The 23,317-nt window shown below is 38.4% G+C and carries 21 protein-coding genes; 13 read left to right on the forward strand and 8 right to left on the reverse strand.

The features are described from left to right. Nucleotides 1–57 precede the first annotated feature (57 nt). The 4 genes from EHQ70_RS15305 to EHQ70_RS15320 are packed head-to-tail and all read left to right on the forward strand — an operon-like array spanning nt 58 to nt 5,063. Nucleotides 58–1,848 (forward strand): ATP-binding protein, encoded by a 1,791-nt coding sequence (locus tag EHQ70_RS15305; protein WP_135587824.1) that lies wholly within the window; start codon nt 58–60, stop codon nt 1,846–1,848. Next, nucleotides 1,841–3,352 (forward strand): hybrid sensor histidine kinase/response regulator, encoded by a 1,512-nt coding sequence (locus EHQ70_RS15310; RefSeq protein ID WP_135587826.1) that lies wholly within the window; start codon nt 1,841–1,843, stop codon nt 3,350–3,352. The genes EHQ70_RS15305 and EHQ70_RS15310 overlap by 8 nt, the downstream gene beginning before the upstream one ends. Further along, nucleotides 3,352–4,344: an aminoglycoside phosphotransferase family protein gene (locus EHQ70_RS15315; RefSeq protein WP_135587828.1), complete on the forward strand. Its 993-nt coding sequence runs from the start codon at nt 3,352–3,354 to the stop codon at nt 4,342–4,344. The genes EHQ70_RS15310 and EHQ70_RS15315 overlap by 1 nt, the downstream gene beginning before the upstream one ends. After that, entirely contained in the window at nt 4,341–5,063 is a 723-nt protein-coding gene (locus EHQ70_RS15320; RefSeq protein ID WP_135587830.1) for an NTP transferase domain-containing protein, read from the forward strand. The genes EHQ70_RS15315 and EHQ70_RS15320 overlap by 4 nt, the downstream gene beginning before the upstream one ends. On the opposite strand, the gene EHQ70_RS15325 is transcribed toward EHQ70_RS15320, so the two are convergent. After that, the gene (locus EHQ70_RS15325; RefSeq protein WP_135587832.1) at nt 5,049–6,392 is read right to left on the reverse strand and encodes a glucose-6-phosphate isomerase; all 1,344 of its coding nucleotides are present in this window, start codon (nt 6,390–6,392) and stop codon (nt 5,049–5,051) included. The genes EHQ70_RS15320 and EHQ70_RS15325 overlap by 15 nt on opposite strands. Before the next feature lie 44 nt (nt 6,393–6,436). Between EHQ70_RS15325 and galK the strand changes: the two genes are divergently transcribed. After that, nucleotides 6,437–7,600 (forward strand): galactokinase, encoded by a 1,164-nt coding sequence (galK, locus tag EHQ70_RS15330; RefSeq protein ID WP_135588504.1) that lies wholly within the window; start codon nt 6,437–6,439, stop codon nt 7,598–7,600. Then, a complete protein-coding gene (locus EHQ70_RS15335; RefSeq protein WP_135587834.1) occupies nt 7,597–7,989 on the forward strand; it encodes an STAS domain-containing protein in 393 nt (130 codons plus the stop codon). Before galK ends, EHQ70_RS15335 begins: the two co-directional genes overlap by 4 nt. Here the strand turns inward: EHQ70_RS15335 and mtnP are convergent. Continuing rightward, nucleotides 7,986–8,849 (reverse strand): S-methyl-5'-thioadenosine phosphorylase, encoded by an 864-nt coding sequence (gene mtnP / locus EHQ70_RS15340; protein ID WP_135587835.1) that lies wholly within the window; start codon nt 8,847–8,849, stop codon nt 7,986–7,988. The genes EHQ70_RS15335 and mtnP overlap by 4 nt on opposite strands. Nucleotides 8,850–8,941: 92 nt before the next feature. On the opposite strand from mtnP, the gene EHQ70_RS15345 reads away from it, so the two are divergent. From EHQ70_RS15345 to EHQ70_RS15355, 3 genes are read left to right on the forward strand one after another with little or no spacing between them, the layout of a single operon-like run. Beyond that, nucleotides 8,942–10,375: a DUF4139 domain-containing protein gene (locus EHQ70_RS15345; RefSeq protein ID WP_135587837.1), complete on the forward strand. Its 1,434-nt coding sequence runs from the start codon at nt 8,942–8,944 to the stop codon at nt 10,373–10,375. Next, nucleotides 10,375–11,961 carry a phytoene desaturase family protein gene (locus EHQ70_RS15350; RefSeq protein WP_135587839.1) on the forward strand — a complete coding sequence of 529 codons (1,587 nt, stop codon included), beginning with the start codon at nt 10,375–10,377 and terminating at the stop codon, nt 11,959–11,961. Before EHQ70_RS15345 ends, EHQ70_RS15350 begins: the two co-directional genes overlap by 1 nt. Nucleotides 11,962–11,998: 37 nt before the next feature. After that, nucleotides 11,999–12,460, forward strand: a complete 462-nt coding sequence (locus EHQ70_RS15355) for a MarR family winged helix-turn-helix transcriptional regulator (RefSeq protein ID WP_135575933.1) — start codon at nt 11,999–12,001, stop codon at nt 12,458–12,460. A 1-nt stretch (nt 12,461) separates the two neighbouring features. Here the strand turns inward: EHQ70_RS15355 and EHQ70_RS15360 are convergent, their stop codons facing one another. Continuing rightward, nucleotides 12,462–13,730: a formylglycine-generating enzyme family protein gene (locus EHQ70_RS15360; protein ID WP_135587841.1), complete on the reverse strand. Its 1,269-nt coding sequence runs from the start codon at nt 13,728–13,730 to the stop codon at nt 12,462–12,464. A gap of 94 nt (nt 13,731–13,824) precedes the next feature. On the opposite strand from EHQ70_RS15360, the gene EHQ70_RS15365 reads away from it, so the two are divergent. Continuing rightward, nucleotides 13,825–14,436: a hypothetical protein gene (locus EHQ70_RS15365; RefSeq protein WP_135588506.1), complete on the forward strand. Its 612-nt coding sequence runs from the start codon at nt 13,825–13,827 to the stop codon at nt 14,434–14,436. 3 nt (nt 14,437–14,439) lie between these two features. On the opposite strand, the gene EHQ70_RS15370 is transcribed toward EHQ70_RS15365, so the two are convergent. Next, nucleotides 14,440–15,087 (reverse strand): hypothetical protein, encoded by a 648-nt coding sequence (locus EHQ70_RS15370; RefSeq protein ID WP_135587843.1) that lies wholly within the window; start codon nt 15,085–15,087, stop codon nt 14,440–14,442. Between the two features lie 144 nt (nt 15,088–15,231). Between EHQ70_RS15370 and EHQ70_RS15375 the strand changes: the two genes are divergently transcribed. Further along, on the forward strand, nt 15,232–16,515 hold the full coding sequence (locus EHQ70_RS15375; RefSeq protein WP_135587845.1) for a homoserine dehydrogenase: 1,284 nt from the start codon (nt 15,232–15,234) through the stop codon (nt 16,513–16,515). A 6-nt stretch (nt 16,516–16,521) separates the two neighbouring features. Beyond that, nucleotides 16,522–16,896: an STAS domain-containing protein gene (locus EHQ70_RS15380; RefSeq protein WP_135587847.1), complete on the forward strand. Its 375-nt coding sequence runs from the start codon at nt 16,522–16,524 to the stop codon at nt 16,894–16,896. On the opposite strand, the gene hflX is transcribed toward EHQ70_RS15380, so the two are convergent. After that, complete coding sequence (hflX, locus tag EHQ70_RS15385; RefSeq protein WP_135587849.1) at nt 16,877–18,436, reverse strand: GTPase HflX; 1,560 nt, start codon at nt 18,434–18,436, stop codon at nt 16,877–16,879. The two genes, EHQ70_RS15380 and hflX, sit on opposite strands and share 20 nt — an antisense overlap. A gap of 143 nt (nt 18,437–18,579) precedes the next feature. Here hflX and EHQ70_RS15390 point away from each other — a divergent pair, with 143 nt between their 5' ends. Beyond that, nucleotides 18,580–20,457, forward strand: a complete 1,878-nt coding sequence (locus EHQ70_RS15390) for a HEAT repeat domain-containing protein (RefSeq protein ID WP_208729566.1) — start codon at nt 18,580–18,582, stop codon at nt 20,455–20,457. Here the strand turns inward: EHQ70_RS15390 and EHQ70_RS15395 are convergent. From EHQ70_RS15395 to EHQ70_RS15405, 3 genes are read right to left on the reverse strand one after another with little or no spacing between them, the layout of a single operon-like run. Further along, the gene (locus tag EHQ70_RS15395; protein WP_135587851.1) at nt 20,444–20,845 is read right to left on the reverse strand and encodes a response regulator; all 402 of its coding nucleotides are present in this window, start codon (nt 20,843–20,845) and stop codon (nt 20,444–20,446) included. The genes EHQ70_RS15390 and EHQ70_RS15395 overlap by 14 nt on opposite strands. Continuing rightward, on the reverse strand, nt 20,842–22,737 hold the full coding sequence (locus EHQ70_RS15400) for an ABC transporter ATP-binding protein (protein ID WP_135587854.1): 1,896 nt from the start codon (nt 22,735–22,737) through the stop codon (nt 20,842–20,844). The genes EHQ70_RS15395 and EHQ70_RS15400 overlap by 4 nt, the downstream gene beginning before the upstream one ends. Next, entirely contained in the window at nt 22,734–23,303 is a 570-nt protein-coding gene (locus tag EHQ70_RS15405; protein WP_135587856.1) for an anthranilate synthase component II, read from the reverse strand. Before EHQ70_RS15405 ends, EHQ70_RS15400 begins: the two co-directional genes overlap by 4 nt. Nucleotides 23,304–23,317: the final 14 nt, after the last annotated feature.

Consider the following 23,317-nt stretch of genomic DNA (forward strand, 5'->3'; position numbering starts at 1 on the left):
TTACGTCTCTGGGACTGATAATTTCGGAATAGGCTTCGGTAAAAAAATTTTATCATAATGTTAAATACAAAAATTGAAAGACTATCGCAGCTACTTTCCCATTCCCAGAATGGATTGGTTTTGGTCGATCTTAAATCCAAACAAGTTCTTTACATTGACCAAAATACAAAAGAAAGATTAGGACTTAAGAATCAAAAATCATTTGAAATCCAAAATCTTTTTTATGACTATGATCTCTTAATTTCAGAAATCCATACGCACCCTCAATCAAAAAGTGATTACAAATGGTTTCTAAAAAATGAAACTTTAGAAAAGGTAGCCGTTTCTGTTCATTTTTCATCATTAACGGAATTCTTTGAATCCGACACTGAAATATATTCCATCACAATAAACTGGAATCATGAATATACAGAAGAAAATTCAGAAATCATTGATCATTTGGAAATCCCTTTTCTCCGAATAGATTTCAGCGGAAACATCATTTATGCAAATGCACGATTCATAAATTTTTTTCATTTATTACCTCAAAAAATTCAATCTTACAATGCCTTTGATGTCCTTCGTTTATCAGATAACTTTAAACAAGAAATCTTAAAACAAAATATAAAAAAGATAATCGAGTTCCAACCGCAAAAAGGAAAGTTGATCACCTTCCAATTACAAAGTTTTATTACTACCAATCAAGATATGCCAGATGGGATTACAATCCTTCTGTTGGATCTTTCTGAATTACAAAATGCTGAAAAAATTCTAAAATATGGTGAAGATAAACTAAGAACATTCTTTGCTACAATGAACAATGGATTCGTCATCATAAACCAAGATGCAAAAATCTTAGAAATAGCTCCTATATTCAAATTTTTATTATTCCAAGTATTTGCTTTTGAAGTTGGGGAAGATATTTTCCATTTTTTCGATGAAAAAATGAAACTAAAATTAATGGAAGATTTAAATTCTGTTATCGAAAATCAAAATGTTCAAACAACAGAATTCGAATACACACTTCTTGGTGAAGATCGGACTTTTGAAATTCGCTTTATTCCAGTTAGACGATATGATCCAAACGATAAAAAAATAATGTTAGTATTTTCAGATATTACTGAAGCCAAACGAATGGATCGCCAACTTATCGAATCTATGAAATTTGCAAGTATTGGTGAAATTGCGGCAGGTCTTGCACACGAAATCAATAATCCACTTCAAAGTGCACTTTTGTATTTAGATGATTTGATTACAGTTGATGAAACCGATTCCAATGAACGACGAAACATTTTAAAAAAAATCGAGTCGGCAAATTTACGCATTCGCGATTTAGTGAAAGCGTTACTTGATTTAGGAAGAATGGAAAGTCCCAATCGTGATTTTGTTTCTCCTTATTACATTTTAGTTCGAACAAGCGAACTAGTAGAAGTAAGTTGTCGAAAAAAAAATATCAATTTTACAAGACATGCGGGACCAAATTTACCAGGAATTTTTGTTCGCTGGCAAGAAATCGAACAAGTACTAATTAATTGTGTGGTAAACTCCATCAATGCACTTTCCGAAATGGAAAATCTAAGACAGTCTCCAAAAATAGAATTGGGTATCGATTTAGTAAAAAATCAAAAAAAAGAATGGGTTGTATTTTCTGTCGAAGACAATGGTCCTGGGATCGACGATGATACTTTGGAAAAAGTTTTTTTGCCTTTGTTTACAACCAGAAGGAATAAACAAGGAACTGGTTTGGGACTTTCCATTTCCAAAAAGATCATCGCGGAGCATGGTGGAGAAATCTATATTAAAACTAAGGAAGGAACAGGGACTAAGGTAGAAATTTACCTCCCTGCCCATACAGAAGATAATGGATAAAATTTTAATCATAGATGATGAAGAAGACATCCGAATTGCTTTAAAAAGAGTTCTATCTAGAGAGGGGTACCAAATAGAACTCTCAGAATCTGCTACGGATGCAATTCAAAGAATATCGGCAGGAGAAACTTTTTCAGTTGTAATTTCTGATATTTTAATGTCGGGAATGTCAGGTATAGATTTTACTAAGTTCATTGCAGAAAAACAAATTAACTTACCCGTAATTTTGATTACCGGAAATCCTAATCTTTCAAGTGCTGAATCTGCCATTCGTTACCATGCGTTTGAATATATATCCAAGCCAGTTGATAAAACTCAAATACTATCGGTCGTTAAGCGAGCCATTGAAGTAAAAAACCAAAAAGATTCCGATTTAGAAAAATTAATGTTATCGGAAAAACTAGAAAAAGCACTTAGAACGCAAAATTTAGATTTAAACCGACAAAACGCGGCAATTCTCAATGCAACTTCCGATGCAGTTATTACAATTGATTCTAAATTAACCGTTGTATCAGCAAATAAAGCAAGTTTTGATATGTTACGATTTAAAACACCATTGGATTTAATTGGTCAATCCGTTAGGCTTTTGTTTACAGAAAATAAAATGCAAAAGTATATGAGCCAGGTTTCAAAGGTACTCAGCGAAGAATCAAACAAATCAACATTACAACTATCGGATGTTACACTATTGCGTTCTGATTTGAGTACTTTTTTAGCTGATATTGCAATTTGTTCTTATAGTTTAGATGGAGATACGTATTATACTGGAGTCATTCGAGATGTTACACAAAAGAAAGTAATGGTGGAACAACTCATCCATTCAGAACGAAGAGCATTTTTATCTGTGGTGGCAGCAAGTATTGGCCATGAAATTAACAACTCTCTAACAGCCATTCAAGGATTTGTAGAAATGGCATCTAGAGAAAATGCCGATATGATGTTAAAAGATAGGGCTTTAAAAGTAACACTCAATCAAACGGAAAAACTGAGAGCACTTACTTCAAATTTATTACAACTTGGAAAATCGCTAAAATCAAATAATGAACAATCAACGATTCTAAATTTAAACCAAGAAATCACGGCCGTACTTCATGTATTTAAAGAAACAGCTAAACTAAAATATTGTCAGATCAAAAGAGAAGAATCAACAGATGAAATTCCTATTCGAATGAACTCTGACCAATTTGCTTTACTTCTTTCTAATATACTTCTCAATGCAGCAGATGCCACCAATAATATTGGAACCATTGAAATTATATCCTACCTAGATCAAAAAACTGCTCATCTCATCATTACCGATGACGGTGAAGGTATGTCCCAAGAAACTTTAGATAAAATCTACGAACCTTATTTCACAACCAAGGAATTAGGTAAAGGAACTGGGCTTGGAATGTTTGTTGTCAAACAGATCGTAGATAATTTTGAAATACAATTAGAAATAGAATCAAATTCTGGGAAAGGTTCCAAATTTCATTTTATTTTTCCCAAGGTTACGGAAACCTAGTGACTTCAGTGTATCCAGGAATTAATGACTCACAATTAGATTTTATCTTTTCTCGTAACGGAAAAAATTGTAAAATAGTTCCATTACAAGAAGAAGCTTCCACAAGGCGTTACTTTCGCCTAACACTTCCAAATAATTCAGAAGAAGTGGTTTGTGTGGATGAAAGTGTAAACGAAGACTTTATCACTATCTCGGAATTTCTAAATACAAACAAAATCCAGGTTCCAAAAGTTTTAGACGTAAATCGGAAATTTGGACTTACGTTTATGAGCTTCGAGGGACTAGAAGACTATAGCACTTACAAACTAAATGATTATAAAACTAAATTTCCAATCTTAATCGATCTAATTCTAAAACTCCAGTCTCTAGACCCACCACCAATTGTTAAAAATAGAAAATTTGATACGGAAAAACTAAGTTTTGAAACCAATCTAACCTTAGAAAAATTTGAAGGGTTTAGAAAAGAATTTCAAATTAGGACAGAAATTTCTAACGAAGCAAAAGCATTTATTGAGGAAACAGTTGGTTATTTGAATCAATATCCAATTAATGTTTTTACTCACAGGGATTTTCATTGTCGCAATCTTCTAGTTTCACCTAATTATGATTATTCTTTGATTGATTTCCAAGATGCAAGGATGGGTGTTCCTCAATACGACCTCGCTTCTATTTTATACGATGCATATTACCCCTTACCTAGAGACTTTCGATCTTTGATGTTAAAATCCTTTCGAGAAAGAAACGTTGACCAATCAAAAAAATTTAGTGATACATTCTATCTCCAAGCTTTACAACGTTCTTTCAAAGCATTAGGAACATATTTTCGAATGGTTACCGATCACAAAAAAGAAAAATTCAAAACATCTATTATTGCCTGTTTAAATCAATTAGAAGAAATCATCCAACTAGGAATGTTTTCAGATTCCTTATTTATTTTTGTTAGAAGTTTACGAGAAGAACTCAGCCGTCATAAGGATTTTAAAAATCTATGAATGCATTTGTTTTGGCCGCTGGGTTTGGAAAACGAATGGGAACTCTTACTGAAAATTGTCCAAAACCTCTGCTAAAAATACAAGGTATCTCACTTTTGGATTATAGCTTATACTTACTCAATGAATGGAAAATTTCTAATGTATGGATCAACACACATTATTTAGGTGAACAAATCAAATCTCATGTAAAAGATTTTAAAAAATTTCCAATTGAGGTTTTAGAAGAAAAAAAAGAAATTTTGGGAACTGCTGGGGGAATTCGAACAGGTTTGCCAAAGGATTCTTTGGATAAACCTCTTTTACTCATCAATCCAGATACTTTGTTTTTTCCTAATTCCGATTTTTCGCCAAAACAAAGTTTAACGACTGGAGTCCAAATTCATTTATACTTGTTGCCAACACCACCAGATCAAAATTACACAAAAATCAATATTGGAGAAAATGGAATCTTGGAATTTGGGAAGGGGTCTTTTTATTATATTGGACTTGCCATTTTAAATCCCAATTGCCTCATCCATTTAGAAAAAAACAAATACTACGATCTTTCTGATATTTTTAAAGAATGTGCAACTCGCGGTGAGATTACCGGAGAAATATTCTCCGGTAATGTTTTAGATTTAGGAACAAAAGAACTTTGGGATTCTTATTCTAACAGGGATGTATTTGGAAGTAAACTCTCCCAAATACAATCATTTGTTAAAAATTCAAATATGACTTAGGATCTCTTCCTTTCGTTTTTCATATCCCTTTTTTCCAAGTAAAGCAAACATATTGTTTTTGTAATCTTCAACCCCTGGTTGGTCAAAAGGATTTACACCTAACATGTAACCAGAAACTCCACAAGCAAATTCAAAAAAATACAAAAGTTCACCAATGGTTTCTTCATTTAAACCAGGTAATGAAATTTCTAAACAGGGAACACCACCATCTTTATGGGCAATAAGTGTTCCAAGCATTGCACTCTGATTTACCTCAGAAAGTTTTTTGCCTGCTAAATAATTAAGTCCATCTCGATCATCCGATTTTTCCGTTAGATACACATCTTGTTTTGGTGATTCCACTTTAATGACTGTTTCCATCAAATGGCGTTCTCCATCTTGGATGTATTGTCCCATAGAATGAAGGTCCGTAGTAAATTGAACGGATGCTGGAAAAATTCCTTTTCCTGTTTTTCCTTCACTTTCACCAAACAGCTGTTTCCACCATTCAGAAACAAATGATAATGCTGGAGTATAACCAACTAAAATTTCAGTTTTTTTACCCTTTGCATAAAGACAGTTTCGAATTGTAGCATAGGTAGTGGCTATATTTCCTTCGGCTGTTGATTTTGATTTTAATTCGGCTTCCATTTGTTTGGCGCCATCGATCAGTTTGTTGATACTATATCCAGCAGCAGCTATGGGTAACAAACCAACAGGAGTAAATACTGAATAACGACCACCAACGTCGTCTGGAATTACAAAACTAGGAAACCCATATTCGTCGGCGAGTTGTTTGAGAGCTCCCTTTTCTCTATCTGTAGTTGCAAACACTCGATTTTTTACATTTTCTCTTCCGTATTTTCTTTCCAATAAAGAGAGTAACAATCGAAAGGCGACTGCTGGTTCTGTTGTAGTACCAGATTTAGAAATTACATTCACCGAAAACTCTTTGTTTTCTAAAAAAGCAAGCAATCGTGAATGATAATCTGCATCCAAATGATGACCTGCATAAATAATTTTGACTGACTTTTTATGAGGTTCTTGGCCTCCAAATTCTGGAGTTAAGGCTTCGATAACAGCGCGGGCTCCCAAATAACTTCCACCAATTCCAACAACAACCAAGTATTGGGAATGTGACTGGATGGTTTCCGCCGCTGCTCTTATCTTTTGTAACTCTTCAGCACTGGTTCGGCTCGGAAGATCAACCCAACCTAAATACTCGTTTCCAAGTCCTGTTTTTTGAATGAGAGTTTGTCGGGCTTTCTCGGCGTTTTCTAATTCTTTCTGAAGCAAAGTTTCAGTAAGAAAAGATTTCGCAAAACGATCCGAAATTTTTAGGTTCGACATAGCACCTGTCCTTGAATAAAGTATGGCATCGAAAGGAAGATGAAGTGGATTCTTTAAGAAGTAAAGAAAATTTGAATCGATTTGAATCAATATTTGGAAAAACAAAACAACCTGCGCGTTTGTTTCAAGCACCAGCTAGAATTAATATAATTGGAGAACATGTAGATTATTTAGGTGGAACTGTGCTTCCCGCTGCCATTGATTTTGCTGTGCAGGTATATTTGCGCCCAAATGAAACCAATACCTACAAATTACATTCAGTGACTCATAATCAAACAGTGGAATTGAAAAAACCACTCATTCCAAATGCTGCTTGGGCTGACTATATTGCCGGTGTGATTGTTGAAATTGAGAAAAAAGGACATTTAGTGTCTGGATTTGATTTTCTTGTGGATGGAGATATCCCTCAAGGATCAGGTCTTTCCTCATCAGCTGCCTTGGAAGTGGTTACTGGATTTGCCATTAAGGAAACTTTCTCATTCCCGATTTCTCGAGAGGAAGTTGCATTAATGGGACAACAGGCCGAAAATCTTTTTGTTGGAACCAAATGTGGGATCATGGACCAATTCATCATTGCTGTAGGCAAAATGAATGACTGTATTTCCTTAAATACGGATACACTAAATTACTCATACCACCATTTTGATTTAGGGAATTACGAGTTCTATTTAATCAACTCCAATGTAAAACATAGTTTAAAAGACAGTGCTTACAATAAACGAAGATCGGAATGTGAGTCTGCTTTGATAAAAATACAAACAAAATATCCAAAATTTACGCAACTTTATGAAGTTAATTTATCAGAAGAAGAATTAAATACCTGTCACCTAACAAATGAAGAACGAAAACGGACTTTACATGTCACTTCAGAACGTGAAAGAACCAAAATAGTCATCAATGGTTTGGAATCTGGTAATTTTTTAGCAGTGGGATCATCACTTTTTCAAACACATTGGTCGCTATCAAAAGAATTTGAGGTGTCTTGTCCAGAAACAGATTTCATAGTTGCGTCTTTACAGAACCTGGGTGTCACTGGTGCGAGAATGATCGGTGGTGGGTTCGGTGGATGCGTACTCGTACTAGACAAGAAGGATCATTTTTCTAAAATCGATGAAGTTTTAAAAAAAAGTTATCAACAAAAATTTAACCTTGGGTTAGACTTCTACAAGTTTCAAATTTCGGACGGGGTAAAGGAAATTTTTTTATGATCGAAAACTGGAGTGATTACACAGTTGAAAGTGGAGACTTTAAAATGGAAGTTCTCCATCAGAAATTTGTTCCCCTCGCAGAAACAGCTGTGTACTTTGAATTGTCTGGAGAAATCAATCTCTACAATTCACAAGTCATGAAAGAAAATTTGGAAATTCTCATCTCCAAAGGAATCTCTCATATGTATTTAAACTTTGAACAGGTAAGTTATATCGATAGTTCCGGGTTGGGAGTTTGTTTGGGGATTCATTCTAGGTTGATGAAACAAAAGGGATACATTCGAATCATTTCTCCCTCTGAAAAAGTGAGATATGTTTTGGAGCTTACCAAACTCCGAAGCCTGCTCCAAATTTTTCCCACATTGGAACAGGCCGTTCAGGCAAATTAGAAATAAGTTGGAAAAAGGAATTTTAATTTTTCAATTTGTTCTGGATTTCTTTTTTCTGGTGAAGTCACCAAAGAAAACTTTGTACTTCCCACAAGGCTTGTATCATCCGATTTTCCTAAAAGATCAATCAGCGCCGAAAGTAACTTCTTAGCTGTTTCCGCATTTTTACTTAGGTTACCCAAAACCATTTCCAAAGTGACATGAGCTTCATCTTCTTTCCAACAATCGTAGTCGGTTGACATACAAACCATTTGGTAAAGAATCTCAGCCTCTCTTGCTAGTTTTGCTTCTGGAAGGACAGTCATATTGATGATGTCGGCTCCCCAAGATCTATACATATGAGATTCAGCTCTTGTAGAAAATAATGGCCCTTCCATACAAATCAGTGTTTTGTTGGAATGAATCGGAAGGCCAATTTGTTTTGCGGCTTCTTCTACTTTTTTTCCAAGTCCTGGTGAAAACGGATCAGCAAAAGGAGCATGAGCCACCATTCCGTTTTCGAAAAATGTAGATGGTCGCGCTTTTGTGCGATCAATGATTTGTGAAGGAATCACAAAATCTCTAGGAGCAATTTCTTGGCGTAAACTTCCTACAGAACTAAAAGCTATAATTTCTTCTACACCTAACTGTTTTAATGCGGCGATGTTCGCTCGTGCCGGAACTTCGCTTGGATTTAATGAATGCCCTTTTCCATGTCTAGGTAAAAATGCAATTTCTTTACCTTTAAAACGACCAATAGTGATCGTGTCCGATGGTTTGCCCCAAGGTGTATCAGGATGGATTTCTTTGATAATTTCCATTCCATCAATTGAATATAGGCCAGTTCCACCAATGACCCCGATTTTCACTACATTTGCCATACGAATCCTCTTAAAGTGCAGTTTCCCCCCAACGTTTTTGGTTGCATTCGTTTTTTACATTCGAAGACTGTAGAATGCTCATGGGAGAATACATGAAATCCAAAATATTACCCTTAACCACTCTAACACTTATGATTTTTACAGCAGCCATTACCTCTGATTCCGCATTTGATATGTCCACCCAGTCTGACCGCAAATCAGTCAGTGTTACCATTTACAATGGAGGGATTGGTCTCGTTCGGGAAACTCGCCTTTTAAATTTATCCAAAGGGATTCGGACTTTGCGTTTTGAAGATGTTCCTTCTCAAATCATCCCACAAACCGTAAGAGTCAAAGGAGAAGATCCTAAAAAACTTACCGTATTTGAACAAAACTACGAATACGATTTAATTTCCCCTGAACGCCTTATGGACAAGTACATTGGAAAAGAAGTTACCCTTTACAATGAAACAAAAGAAAAAACAACTTCCGTCAAAGCGACGTTAATCTCTAACAATGGAAACCCTGTGTATAAAATTGGAGATGAAATTTCTCTTGGTTACAATGGACGAGTGACGGTTCCCACCATTCCTGAAAATCTTTATGCAAAACCTACTCTTGTTTGGAAACTAAAGAACGATGTAGAAAAGGAACAAACCTTAGAAGTTTCTTACCAAACCCATGGCCTTGGTTGGTCCGCTGATTATATCCTTGTTTTGGATAAAGAAGAAGAACTTTGTGGTTTGAATTCTTGGGTTACTTTGAATAACAACTCTGGTGCTGAGTTTAAAAACGCAACATTGCAACTTGTGGCAGGGAAGGTAAATTTAATCTCCAACCAAGCCAACGTGTATGCAAACCAATCCCGCACTGTAAAAAAGACAATGATGAAAGAATATGATGAATCGAGTGCAGCTCCAGAATTCAATCAAGAGAATTTGTCAGAATACTATTTATATACATTGGACCAACCAACCAATATTGGTTACAACCAAACTAAACAGGTCCAACTATTCCAATCAGAAGGAATCGAAATCAAAAAGTTTTTTGTTTTTGAAAACCTTCCTATGTATGAAGGGAATGAAAAGAATTTCAATAACGCAACCATCAAGTACATCTTCAAAAATGCGAAGAAAAATAATTTAGGTCGCCCACTCCCACTAGGAACCATTCGCGTTTTCAAAGCAGATTCCAAAGGACGCCAACAACTTCTGGGAGAAGATACGATTGACCACACTCCTGAAAACGAAGAAGTAAAAATCAAAACGGGACAAGCCTTTGATGTGGTTGCTAACGGCAAACGACTCTCTAACGAAGTGTTCAAACTTTCCCGTGGAGATAAATCAACTTACTCTGCAGAAATTCGAAACCGAAAAAAAGAAACAATCGAAGTTCGATTCTATACTAACCTTTGGGGTGATTGGAATATCACAAAATCCTCTCATAAATTCACAAAAGAATCCGCAACGAAGGCATATACAGATGTTACTGTAAAAGCCAATGAAACCGTAACTGTGGAATACACTGTAGAAACAAAATACCAATAATGGAAAACAAATATGACGTAATCATTATCGGTTCTGGTATTGGTGGCCTCGCGGTCGCCTCTATCCTTTCCCAAATAGCCAAAAAGAAAGTATTGGTTTTGGAACGTCATTTTAAGTTAGGTGGATTCACTCACACCTTCAAACGACTTGGAAAGTTTGAATGGGATGTGGGGATCCATTATATCGGGGACTTAGCGGAAGGTTCGATGTTACGAACTCTTTTTGATTCCATCACCAGAAAAGGTGTGAAGTGGAACAAAATGGAAGAACCTTTTGAAGTCTTCGATTACCCTGAATTTAGTTTTCCCGTTTATGGAGAAAAAGAAAAATTTGTTTCGGACTTAAAACTCAAATTTCCTTTAGAATCCGAAGCCATTGATAGATACTTTCGAGATGTCGAAACTTTCGCCCAATGGTTTGGTAGGCATTTTACATTAAAAGCAATGCCCGCCGTATTTGAAAAAGCAGCCAAGTTTTTAAACTTAAACCACATTCCCACTCCTTATATCACTACCAAAGAATATATGGAAACCAATATTCAGGATGAAAACTTAAGAGCCCTTCTTTGTTCGCAGTGGGGTGACTATGGGCTCCCTCCTTCCGTTTCTTCTTTCGCCATCCATTCCATGATTGTTACCCATTACTTTAATGGTGGGTATTTTCCCATTGGCGGATCTTCTAAAATTGTCGATTCGATTGAACCCATCGTCGAAGAAAACGGTGGGAGTTTAAAAATCCTCCACACGGTGAAAGAAATCCTTCTCGAGGGAGACAAGGCAGTTGGTGTGAAGGTAGAAGTCCAAAAAGGAAAAACTTTTTCTGAAGAGAAATTTTATGCTGATGTGATTGTTTCCGATGCCGGAGCCTACACAACTTACAACAAATTATTACCGAAAGAATATTCCTCTGCTTTCCAAAAACCTTTGGAAACTCTCAGCACACAAGGAACCACTTCCATCACACTTTATATTGGATTTAAGGAATCTCCGACAAAACTCGGATTCCACGGCGAAAACCATTGGATCTTTCCTGACAAAAATCATGACGCTTGTTATGCGAAAAGAAATGATCTGGCAGAAGGAAAACCTCCGATGATGTATTTATCTTTTCCTTCCTTAAAAAACCCAGAAGCAGAAGACCACACTGCCGAAGCCATCAGTTTTGCTGATTATTCTCTGTTTGCCAAATGGAAGGATGAACCTTGGAAAAAACGAGGAGAAGACTATACAAAACTCAAAGAAACCATCACCGAAGGGATGTTAGAATTTTTAGAAAAACGATTTCCCGGATTTCGGGACTTAATCGAATTCACAGAGCTCTCCACCCCCATCACTACGGAATTTTTTACCGGCCACAAAGAAGGTTCTATCTATGGACTTTCCTGTACACCGGAGCGCTTTCAGCAAGAATGGTTAGGTGTGAGGACAACGATCAAAAATCTTTACCTAACCGGAGCGGATGCCTGCTCTCCTGGAGTGGCTGGTGCCTTAATGGGCGGAATTGCCGCTTCTTCTGTGGTTTTAGGGCTTACAGGAACACTTCGGCTGATGAAAGAACTTTTCCAAAAGAGCCAAGAAACCGGTTGACAATTGGTTTAAGATTTGATAGTTTGATATTAAATTAATGGGAACAAAATTCAAAGGATCCAAAAAAGAAGTACAGGCGCTGGATGCGTTCATTAAACTGAAACGCGCGGCCGAGTCTCTGTCTTCCCGACTGATTTCTGAGTTCACTAAATGGAGCATCTCAGAAAGCCAATTTGGGGTACTCGAGACTTTGTACCATTTAGGTCCTCTTTGCCAAAAAGACCTTGGGGATAAAATTCTAAAAAGTACAGGAAACATCACTCTTGTCATCGACAACCTAGAAAAACGAAGTCTTGTAGAACGTGTTCGCGGTGTGGAAGACAGACGATTTATTTCTGTCCACCTAACAACTGAGGGAAAAAAACTCATCGAACAAATTTTCCCTGACCATGTTAAACGAATCACATCCGAATTCGCAGTATTGTCACCTGAGGAACAAGAAGTCCTGGGTAAGATCTGCAAAAAACTCGGTAAAAAAACAGACGCTCTCTGTAAGTAATTTAATCTCGGTAGTCCATCACCAATCGAAATCCCGCTCGCCTATCTTCGGATAGGTTAGGAATCCCTCCGTAAGATCTAGCACTGGCTGTAGAATTTTTTGCAGAGTCTGAATAAGAACCTCCACGAACTACTTTGTAAATTTTTCCAAAAGAAAAGTTTTTGATATGATGCCCAGGATACAATTGGTAATCACTGGAAGTCCATTCGGGAGCATTCCCACACATTCCAATCGCCCCATAAGGACTTGCCCCTTCGGTAGATAATTCAAATACCGATTGTGCTTTGCCGATTTTTGATTCCCTTGTATTACAATACAAAGAGTCGTATTCATCCCCAAAAGGATATTTGGTAGCGATGATTTGGTAACCCAAAGTTTCATCCCTGTTGGTAAATTCGATCACACCGGGGCCACGGGCTGCTTTTTCCCATTCCCATTCGGTAGGAATTCGTTTCCCCACCCAACTCGCATAACGTTCTACTTCACGGTAGGTCAGATGGACCACAGGAAAATCCCCTTCTCCTGCAGGATATTTTCCCCCAATCCAATGAGGAGGACTTTGGGTAGTGGTTTGTTTTAGAAAATAAGCATATTCTGCATTTGTGACTTCATACTTATCAATATAAAAGGAAGGGATCTCTTTTAGGTTGGAAGGTTTTGGTTCTAAATAATAAGGATTAAAACTATCACTAGAAGGATCAGTTCCTTGGCCGTATAAAAAAAGACCTCTGGTAACTAGAACCATTTCCTTTCTATCTTTGGGATGAAAAACCGTTTTTCTAGGAGGAGTAAACCTTCCTTTAAAAAAGGCATCAGGTTCTGTAAAAAAATCTTCTTCGATATAACTGGAAATATAAGCATCAGTGGTGATTTCTTTCATTTTGGAATCTAAATCTGGTTTGTAATCACCTACTAACACCACTTCGATGAATTGATTTTTTTGGTTGATGTTTTTTTCTTCCCAAACCGTATCTCGGACTAAAAGAACCCCTTGTTTGAGGTTCGTGAGTTTTTGATACACAGGAAATTCCTTTGTATCTGCAAATAAGGACTTAATTTCACCAAGTGAGAGTTTTGAAATTCGTTGGTTGCGATAAATGCGAACTTTGATCCAAAGTCTATTTTTATAAACACCGACAACTTCCCCTTTCCAGAGTTGGACTTTCTTTTTAGTCGATGCAAAGGGTGATTCTTCCGAAGTTTCCTCTTGCGAAACAAGGGGTGCCATGGCCATCCCCAAAACGAATAGAATCAATAGTAAATTTTTCATACTGTCTTTTATCATCATCGGCGTATTTTGCAGAAACCTTTTGATTGAAATTTCCTGTGCTTGTATACAATCTGTGGGAAAGGGAAATCCCAGATTGATTGAGTTTCAATACAAACGAGAGAAGGAAAACATCCTCATTTCCCTCAAAACGGATTCTACCCAAATTGGTACCTTCCACAGAATCGCTACGATCATTTATGCTCTCAAAATGGACATCCTTTCGGGTGAACTAAGCACAGTCATAGAACAAGGTCGCGAATTTACAATCGATTCGTTTATTTTACAGGCAGATGGCGGGGACACAACCCAAGCTGCATTCAAACTAGGGATGATGATGGATTCCCTGTTTTCCAAAAATACTAAGTTCGAAGAGATTTTGGAGAAATTACAGATCCAAGAACCTGCAATCGCAACATTCTTTCGCGAAACTCCAGAGTTTATATTCAGTGATCTTCCCGAAAGGAACGAAACTTGTTTGTATTTGGAAAGTAGTGCCGGACGAGGTTTGTTGTATTATGTATCTCGCATTTTAATGCAAAATCAAATTAACATTCGTACTGCGACCATTGAAACGGATTTCGAAACAGGTCGGGCCAAAGATAGTTTTTATTTAACGGATGCATCGGGGAAGATGTTTGCTTCTTCTGATCTTGCGGACAAAATCAGAAGAGAAATTCTAGCCCCGATTCAATCAAACTCTCGTTAGAGATTAGTTTTTACAAAGAACCTTTAAAGAAGTAGCTTTATCAACTTTTGGCGCTTTTCCGTTAGAAAAACGGTAAGCCAAACCAGACTTCTTGTCCACTTCTGATTTAGTCCAATATTTCTCTTCGCTAGATTTGATCTCTTTTGGAGCTGTAGCTGCAAATTTTACGAGATCATCTTTGGAAGGAACCACTCCACCTACCGATTTACAATAAGCAGCTGCTTCTGACCATTTTTTAGAAGCCACTTTGTCTACTAGGAATCCAGCAGTAGATTCTTCCGCAGGTGCAGGAGTTTCTTCTACTTTTTTCTCAGGCTCTGCAGCCACAGGTTTAGTTTGTGCATCAGCAGGAGCAGATGTTACAGCTACTGGAGCTTTTGTTTTGAAGTATTTTACATATCCTAAATACCCGATCGCAAGCACTCCGGCGAGAACCAAAAATAGATACACTCCATTTCCGGATTCTTTTGATTGAGATGATCCCTCGGAATGAGATACCGGGGATTGAAGGGAAACTTGCGCGGACTCGTCGTTTCTGAAAAGTGATGCACTTTCGTTTCTTGTAGATTGTTTCTTAACCGTATTTGTTTTCTTAGCCGCTTTTTTAACAGCCTTCTTCTTAGCGGCAGATGATGATTTTTTCGTTGCCATAATGATAATCCTTATTGCCGAGACAATTCTAATTATAGTTATCACATAAAAACAAAAAAAGCTGAAGAACTTCTTCTCAAATTTGTTTTTTTTTAAATTTTTTTTAAGTGTGTTTCCCTTTCTCCTACGAAATCGTGATCCTAGATGAAAGAAGTTCGTATTGGTCTATTGGGTGCCGGAGTTGTCGGCACTAGCTTACTCCAACTCTTGGATAAAAACCGAGAAAAAATCCAACGTCATTATGGAATCAACTTACAACTAACGACCATTGCCACTCGTAGCCCGGGAAAACTCCAAGGTAAAACGAACGTTCCAGTAACAGACGATGTATTATCTGTAACAAATCGTTCGGATATCGATATGATTGTTGAATTGATAGGCGGAACTGATGTCGCATACAAAGCGGTTCGTTCCGCCTTGGAAAATGGAAAAACCGTCATCACAGCCAACAAGGCATTGTTATCCGAAAAAGGTCGGGAATTGTATCCAATCTCCGCAAAAACAGGAGCTGAACTTGGTTATGAGGCAGCAGTAGCCGGTTCCATCCCCATCATTCGTACATTACGAGATGGACTCTCTTCTTGCGAATTTGAAGTCATTTGCGGAATCCTAAATGGAACCACAAATTTCATCCTAACCAAAATGGAACAAGAAGCCTGGGACTATTCCACGGCTTTAAAAAAAGCACAAGACCTAGGATTTGCAGAAGCAGACCCTACCTTCGATGTGGAAGGGATTGATGCTGGCCACAAGATTGGTTTGCTTGCGAGTCTTGCCTTCCGTGAGTACGTTTCGTTCGCTTCCCTTTCTGTAAAAGGAATTTCTGACCTACAATCTTTGGACATCCAATCTGCTCTTTCTCTTGGATACAGAATCAAACTTTTAGGAATCTCTAAACGAAGTTCTGCGGGAGTTCTCACCAAAGTCCACCCGACTCTCGTTCCTCTCGACCATCCATTGGCAAATGTGATGAATGAATCCAATGCTGTTTTTTATAAAACCAAAGAAGCCGATTCAGGAATGATCACAGGAAAGGGTGCTGGGGGAATGCCAACGGCAAGTGCTGTTCTCTCCGACATCATTTATTATGCAACACGACTGGGCAGTAAAGACATCGCTAAGGAGAATAACCTTTTCCCGGAAGCAAAAGCCTTTCCAGAGCCGGACAATTTGGTTCGTTATTACCTACGTTTTTCCACGGTGGACAAACCGGGGGTTCTTGCCGAAATTTCTCAGGTGCTTGGCCGTCATAATATTTCAATTGCATCCGTCCAACAGAAGGAGTCCACCTCAGAGCCTGTGTCTGTGATCGTCGTCACACACGGAGCGACAGAAGGGGAATTTCAGAAATCTCTGCAGGAAATTGATACTATGTCGACCATCATCAAACAGAAAACTGTGGCCATCCGGCTTTTGGAAAAACTGTAACTCGCTATGGCGGATTTACAGTTTCCTTCCCTGGATCTCAAAACAGAATTCATCGAAATCAAAGGAGAGCGAGTTCTGGTTGTTTCCTTTGTGGGCCAGATCACTAATACCAACGCTTACGAAATCAATCGAAATATTTCCGTGATCTTTCGGGACTCTGTTTACAATATCATTTTAGAACTGACCAAGTTGGATTATATCAATAGCATTGGAGTGGCGACACTGATTAGTATCATCAAAACTGTGGAGAACAATCATGGCAAAATCCTCATTGGTGGACTCAATCATTTTCTAGAAAATGTGATTCGGCTGATGGATTTGCCGCGTAAGGTGCAAATTTTTAATACAAAACAGGAAGCAATTACGAACTGGGTATCGTAACCAGAGGTTTTTCTTCCTTTTTCTTCCAAAGTTCTTCTTCAATCAGATCCAAAAGGTGAGAAAGTCCCTCGCGGGTGACAGCAGAAACGAGTAGGACTTCATTTTTTTCAAATGAGGCACGAGTCTCTTCATCCAATCCATCCGCTTTATTAAAAACAACCATTCTTGGAATTTCATTCAATTGTAATGAATTGAGAATTGTGTCCACAGCTTCCATTTGTTCCGCATAATTAGAGTTTGTGGAATCGACCACATGCAATAACAAATCAGCATCTGCTAGTTCCTCAAGGGTTGCCTTGAAGGCTTGGGAAAGATCCGGGGGAAGGTCATGAATGAATCCCACGGTATCAGAAATGATGATTTCTCTTTCTTCTGGAAAACGAATTCTACGAGTTGTGGGATCCAGAGTCGCAAATAATTTGTCTTCAGCAATGACAGTCGAATTGGTTAGGGAATTGAGGAGTGTTGACTTCCCGGCATTCGTATAACCAACAATCCCCACGATAGGAATTTCGTTTCTGGAACGAGCCTTTCGATTCAGTTCCCTACGGCGTTTGAGGTCTTTTAGTTCATTTTCCAAACGAGTGATTTTTTCTTCCACACGCCTGTTTCCAATTTCTAACTTAGTTTCCCCAGGCCCTCTTCCACCAATACCACCTGTTAGGCGACTCATATTGTCATCCAATTCAGAAAGTCGGTTTTTTAAATATTTGAGTTGGGCAAGTTCTACCTGGAGTTTCCCATCTCTTGATTTTGCATTTTTGGAGAAGATATCCAAAATCAGTTGGGTACGATCGATGATTTTTAAATCACTTGCATCAGAGATTTTTTTGGCCTGTGAAGGTGTGAGTTCTAAATCAAAAATCAAATGTTCTATATCTTTATGGACCGAGGTGAGAATGATTTCTTGTAGTTTCCCTTTTCCGACAACGGTTCTGGGATCGGGATCTCTTTTTTGGACATAGGTATCCACCACATGAATTCCTGCCGTGCGACAAAGTTCTTTGAGTTCCGCCATAGAGTGGTCAGGCGAACGTTTCATTTTTCGAACATCATACACACCCACAAGAAAGGCTCTGTTTTCTTTTTGTGACTCTTTGAGGTTGGAAGTTCTTTTTGTGAATTCGGATTCAAGTGCCTCAACTTGTTCCGAATATCCATACTTCAATTGTCCAGGATATTGTTTGGGAGTAAGGATCCAAGGTTCCTTTGCATCTGGATCTGGATTGATAAAGGCAGAAAAAAAGTATTTGGGAATCCCATCAGAACCAACACAAGCCGCAGTGATAGAATCAAAACGATTTAACACAAGGTCCATAAGGTCTTCTTGGTTTAACGGGTGTTCTTTGAGATGTGTATGGAAAAGTCTTAGGCCCCGAAGTCGGGAATGAGCCACACGATACCGGTCTAAATGGGGAATTTCGATGGAGTTGTCATTGCCGACAATCAAATGAGTGACATAACCTGTCCGCTCAATGAGAAGGCCGACTTGCCTGCGAATTTCTACTGAAATCTCACCTACAAGTCTTGCAAGGTCCATAGATATGATAGAATCCTCTCTGAGACGTCTTTCAGAGAGAGATTTTAACTTTTTTACCTGGTTTGGCTTGAGACCAGCTAGATTGCCGCTAATTTTACTTATAGTAAGTATCCGATATTTAAGGTATGGAAGTAGGCTATCAGATGTTTCAAAAGGGTCAAGACATAATTTGGAAGAGCAGTTTATGGGTGGTCCTTGTTCTGTTGATAGGATGTTCCAGTACAAAGCCATACCAGTTAACAGACGTTTCACCAAAGTATAAAGAATACCAAGGAACCGATTTAGACCCAAATAGGTTTAAAGAAATTACGATTCCTGTTACAAACAATCGTAAGTACGATGCGTTTATTGAAGAGGCTCAAAAAGCTACAACTCTATTAGAATTTGCAGAGAACATTGCCCTACGTGCTGATAGCAAAAAAACTGTAGGAGAACCTGCAAACCAAGAGATGCAAGCGGCTGCTTATTTGGAAGAAGACCTACCTCCTGTGGTAACCAAACTTCCAGAACTTTTGCAAACCAACAAAGACCTAATTAGTAGCACACCAAATGATTTTGATGGTCCAGCCATTGGTCGGGTGACCAACGCGCTTGGTAATATTTTAGATTCACTAAAACAATATAGTCCCAAAGCCATCGGGATACAAAATGCCATTCGTAATATCCGTGCTGATTCCAATAACTACAACCAAAAGAAAGATATTGTCGACGCAGATATAAAACCTGTTGTTGAAGATCCGATCATCATACCAGAGGTTGAGACAAAGAAAAAACCGGAAAAAATAATACCCAAAAAAGAAGACAACGCTTCTAAAATTTCCATCAAACGTCTCAATCGCAAAACAAAAGTTACGGGAAAGGCAAAAGCAACCGAACAAATTAATGAATTGGTCAAAAAGGAAGAGGAAGAAGTTCTCTCCGAGGAAGAAAAAAAGGACCGGGAGTATACGGATCAAATTCGTGGTGGCCTTGTCCAAGTTTTCCAATGGGAATACTATCGTAAGAGTCAAAACTTAGAAAGGATTCTTACTTCTCATCCCATCCCCCGTGTACGTTCTGCTGCAGCACTCGCACTTGGTCGGTTGAAAGCCGGCCGGGTCAGTTTACAGAATGCCATCGACAAAGATGGTTATCAAGTAAGACCTGCCGCATACAAAGCTTTGTCTGATATTGGTGACAAAAGGTCTTTATCTTACTTTATAGCAGGCACAAAAGCAGAAGATCCTGAAGTCATTGCTGTGAGTTACGAAGGTCTTGGAAAAACAAGAGACCCTGCAGGACGCGAAATGATTCTCACAACTGGTCTAAGTTCCGAATATGTTGTGATTGTTTCGGGAGCATTACGCGGTCTCGCCTATCATAAATTAGATGCTGATGTGGAAGTGTTTGATAAATTTCTTAAGTCAAATGACCAGGAAATCAAAGAAGCCGCATTGGAAGCACTCGCCATTCATGGAAGTCGGGAAAGCCTACGCATTTTAGAAAAGTTTGTGAGCGAAGAACCAAATATGGCTCTTATGACCATTGATGAAATCAGCAAAAATCCTTCTCTCTCTGCTACCTTTGCCCTCATCCGATTGAATGAATCCCAAACCGACGAAAAATTAAACAAACGAATTGGGGAATCTTTACTTCGTCGTAAAGCTTTTGGAAAGTATGCCATCATTTTGATTGAAGATGATTACCTCCGCGCGGAACCAAACGAACGTTCTAGACCGGTATCTTATATTAAAAACAAAGAGATTGGTCTCATCCTTTCCGAAACCAAAAAGGAATTTGCAGTTCGTATTGGAGAAGATATTCTTACGGATAAATACATCCAAGTAAAAATGGAATCCACTCTTCCTGGGGCACGGGATGCCTTTGTCACAGGTTGGGTGTTTTATCCAAAACTGGATATCATCGAAGTGAAAAAGTTAGGAACTGATGGAAACACTGGCAAATATTCCAATTTGAAAAAAGGAAAACACAACAATCTCTTCAATCCGATCGAAGAAATCAAAGTTCCTAAAAAGGACTAACTTTTCCTTTTGAGAGGGCGGTGGGAACCCATTCCACCGTTCCTTGTTTGAGTGGGACTTTGGGAATCATCCAATGTAGTCCACAAAACCAAGGCAAAAACAAAGAAGAAAATGGCATTACGCCCATTACGTCAAATCCAGTGGATGCAATGACAAGAACACCCTTGTAACCAGATTTATAAATTTGGCGCATCATCCAAAGCCCTGAGGTTTGGGTTTCCATAGTCACATCAGAAACAATCATATCGTAATTTGGATTTTTGGAAAAAAGGACAAATCCTTCCTTAGCATCCACAGCACGGTCAGAAGGAATGTTTTTAGAGTCAAAATATGATTTTAAATTATTCGCATAACGATCGTTATCATCTACGATTAAAACTCTTTTCATATTTGGATCTCCGTTTCCGCAAATTGACTCTCGTATAATTTTTTATAAATTCCGTTTTGGGCGAGAAGGGAATCGTGATCCCCTTGTTCTTTGATCTCACCCTCTTCGATCACAACAATATTTTTCACACGACGCACTGTGGAAAGGCGATGGGCAATGATAAAGGTGGTTCTATTTTTAAAAAGGCGTTCCAAAGCCCGACTCACCAAACGTTCGGATTCTGCATCCAAGGCACTCGTTGCTTCATCTAAAATCATAATTTCCGCATTTCGCAACAAAGCCCGAGCAATGACCAAACGTTGCCTTTGGCCTCCACTTAAGTCGAGTCCACGCACGCCAATGACGGTGTCATAACCATTTTCCATATTGGTGATGAAATCGTGAGCATTGGCAAGACGTGCTGCGCGAACCACTTCCTTACGTGTTGCGGCCCCAGTCCCATAAGCAATGTTATCTGCTATGGTTCCATGAAAGAGGAAAATTTCCTGAGTCACAATTCCTATTTTTTTGCGAAGGGATTTGAGAGAATAGTTACGAATGTCGATCCCATCGATTTTAATTTTACCGGCAGTAGGATCAAAGAACCTAGGAATTAAATCCATCATTGTGGATTTACCGGAACCACTGGTTCCAACAAAGGCATAAGTCTCACCAAGTTTAATATCTAAGTTGATTCCTTTTAGAACTTCTTGGTTGGTTCCTGGATAAGAAAAGTGAATGTCATCAAATTGAATTCCCTTCTCTATTTTTTCGAGAATGGTTTCATCTCCATGTTCCACCACTTCAGAATCACGATCGATGATTTCAAAAATTCGTTTCCCTGCCGAATTGGCCTGGGTGATTTTTCCTACCATTTGCGAAAGTTGGGTGAGAGGACGAAGTAAAAATAACAAGGTAAGGAGGAAGGCCATAAATTCCCCTTGGGTGAACTTACCTGAATAAATGAATTTGGCACCCATTGCAAAGTATCCAAGTACTACAATGGATGATGTGAGTTCCACAAGGCTTGGAGCCATTTGTAAGTAGAACTGTCCTTTGAAAGTACGACGGTATACTCTATAGTTGATATGATCGAATTTTTTGAGATCTTGATTCTCTTGGCGAAAGGTTCGAATGACCTTAATCCCAGAAATGAATTCTTGGATATGGCTATTGAGGTCTGCGAGTTTTTCTTGGAACCTTGCAGTAGAAGAGGAAATTTTCCGCGTAAATAAGGTTACTGGCAATATCACCACGGGAATAGTAAGACAAGCTAAGAGTAATAATTCTGAATTCAAATAAATCAGAATCATTAAGTGAGTCACAACATAAAAAAAGTTGATCACCGCATCACGAAGGTTACTTGAAATGACGGCCGCCACAATTTCTGCATCATTGATGACTCGACTCATAATGAGTCCCGTTTTTTCTTTATAAAAATAAGTGAGAGGTAACCTCTGCACTTTTTGGAATAGTTCCTGGCGGATGTCCCGAACCGCCTTATATCCAGCAGTGGCAATACAAAAGACAGATAAAAGATAAGTTCCTAGTTTTAAGAGATAAAGTGGAAATACCGCAATACAAACAGCCCAAACCACTTCTTTCGGTTCCATATCTGCGGTGTATTGGTTGATTTGCAATTTTGCAGAAATAATGACACGTTTGAGTCGTTCGAGTCCATCCAAACTATCTTCACCTAGTAAAACTTCCTGAACCAGGATGGTTTTTTCAGGCAGTGTTAAATCCAAATGGAAACGATTGTTTTTGTCTCCACCTAACGAATCAAAGAGGGGAATAAGGGCTGTAAGAGAGATACCATTTAAAACTGCTGTCAAAAGGGCAAATACCAAACCCAAAACAAATCGTTCTCGGTAATGCACGGAATAGGACAAAAGTCGTAAAAAATATTTCATGTGATAACTTCCTCATAGAAGTTACGGAGTAAGGTTTCCCCATGTTCGGTGAGGATGGATTCCGGATGGAACTGAACCCCAAAGACCTTATTCCATTTTCTGTGACGAATTCCCATTATGACTCCATCTTTGGTTTCGGCTGTCACTTCCAATTCACTTGGTAAAGAAACTTTCGAGACTGCCCAGGAATGGTATCTGTTTGCTAAAAATCCATTGGGAATGTTTTTAAAGAGACCTTTCCCATCATGTTGGATCTCAGAGGGTCGTCCATGGAATATGTCTCTCGTCTGTTCCAGTTTGGCTCCGGCTACCTCTGCAATGGCCTGATGACCGAGACAAATTCCTAGAACGGGCAAAGATTCATAAACAGATTGTAAATGGGAAAAAAGTTGGCCCGAAGTTTTGGGAAGACCGGGCCCGGGGGATAAAACCACCGCCTTGTATTTCTCATACAAATCTGCAGGCATATCTTCATCATGACGCATGACTGTTGTCGGTGTGATTTGGTTCAGGTATTGGTACAGAATATAAGTGAATGAATCGTAGTTGTCGATGAGCAGGAACATACTAGGAGAGGACA

Origin of the sequence: Leptospira congkakensis (genome assembly GCF_004770265.1) — a bacterium.
Classification (GTDB): domain Bacteria; phylum Spirochaetota; class Leptospiria; order Leptospirales; family Leptospiraceae; genus Leptospira_A; species Leptospira_A congkakensis.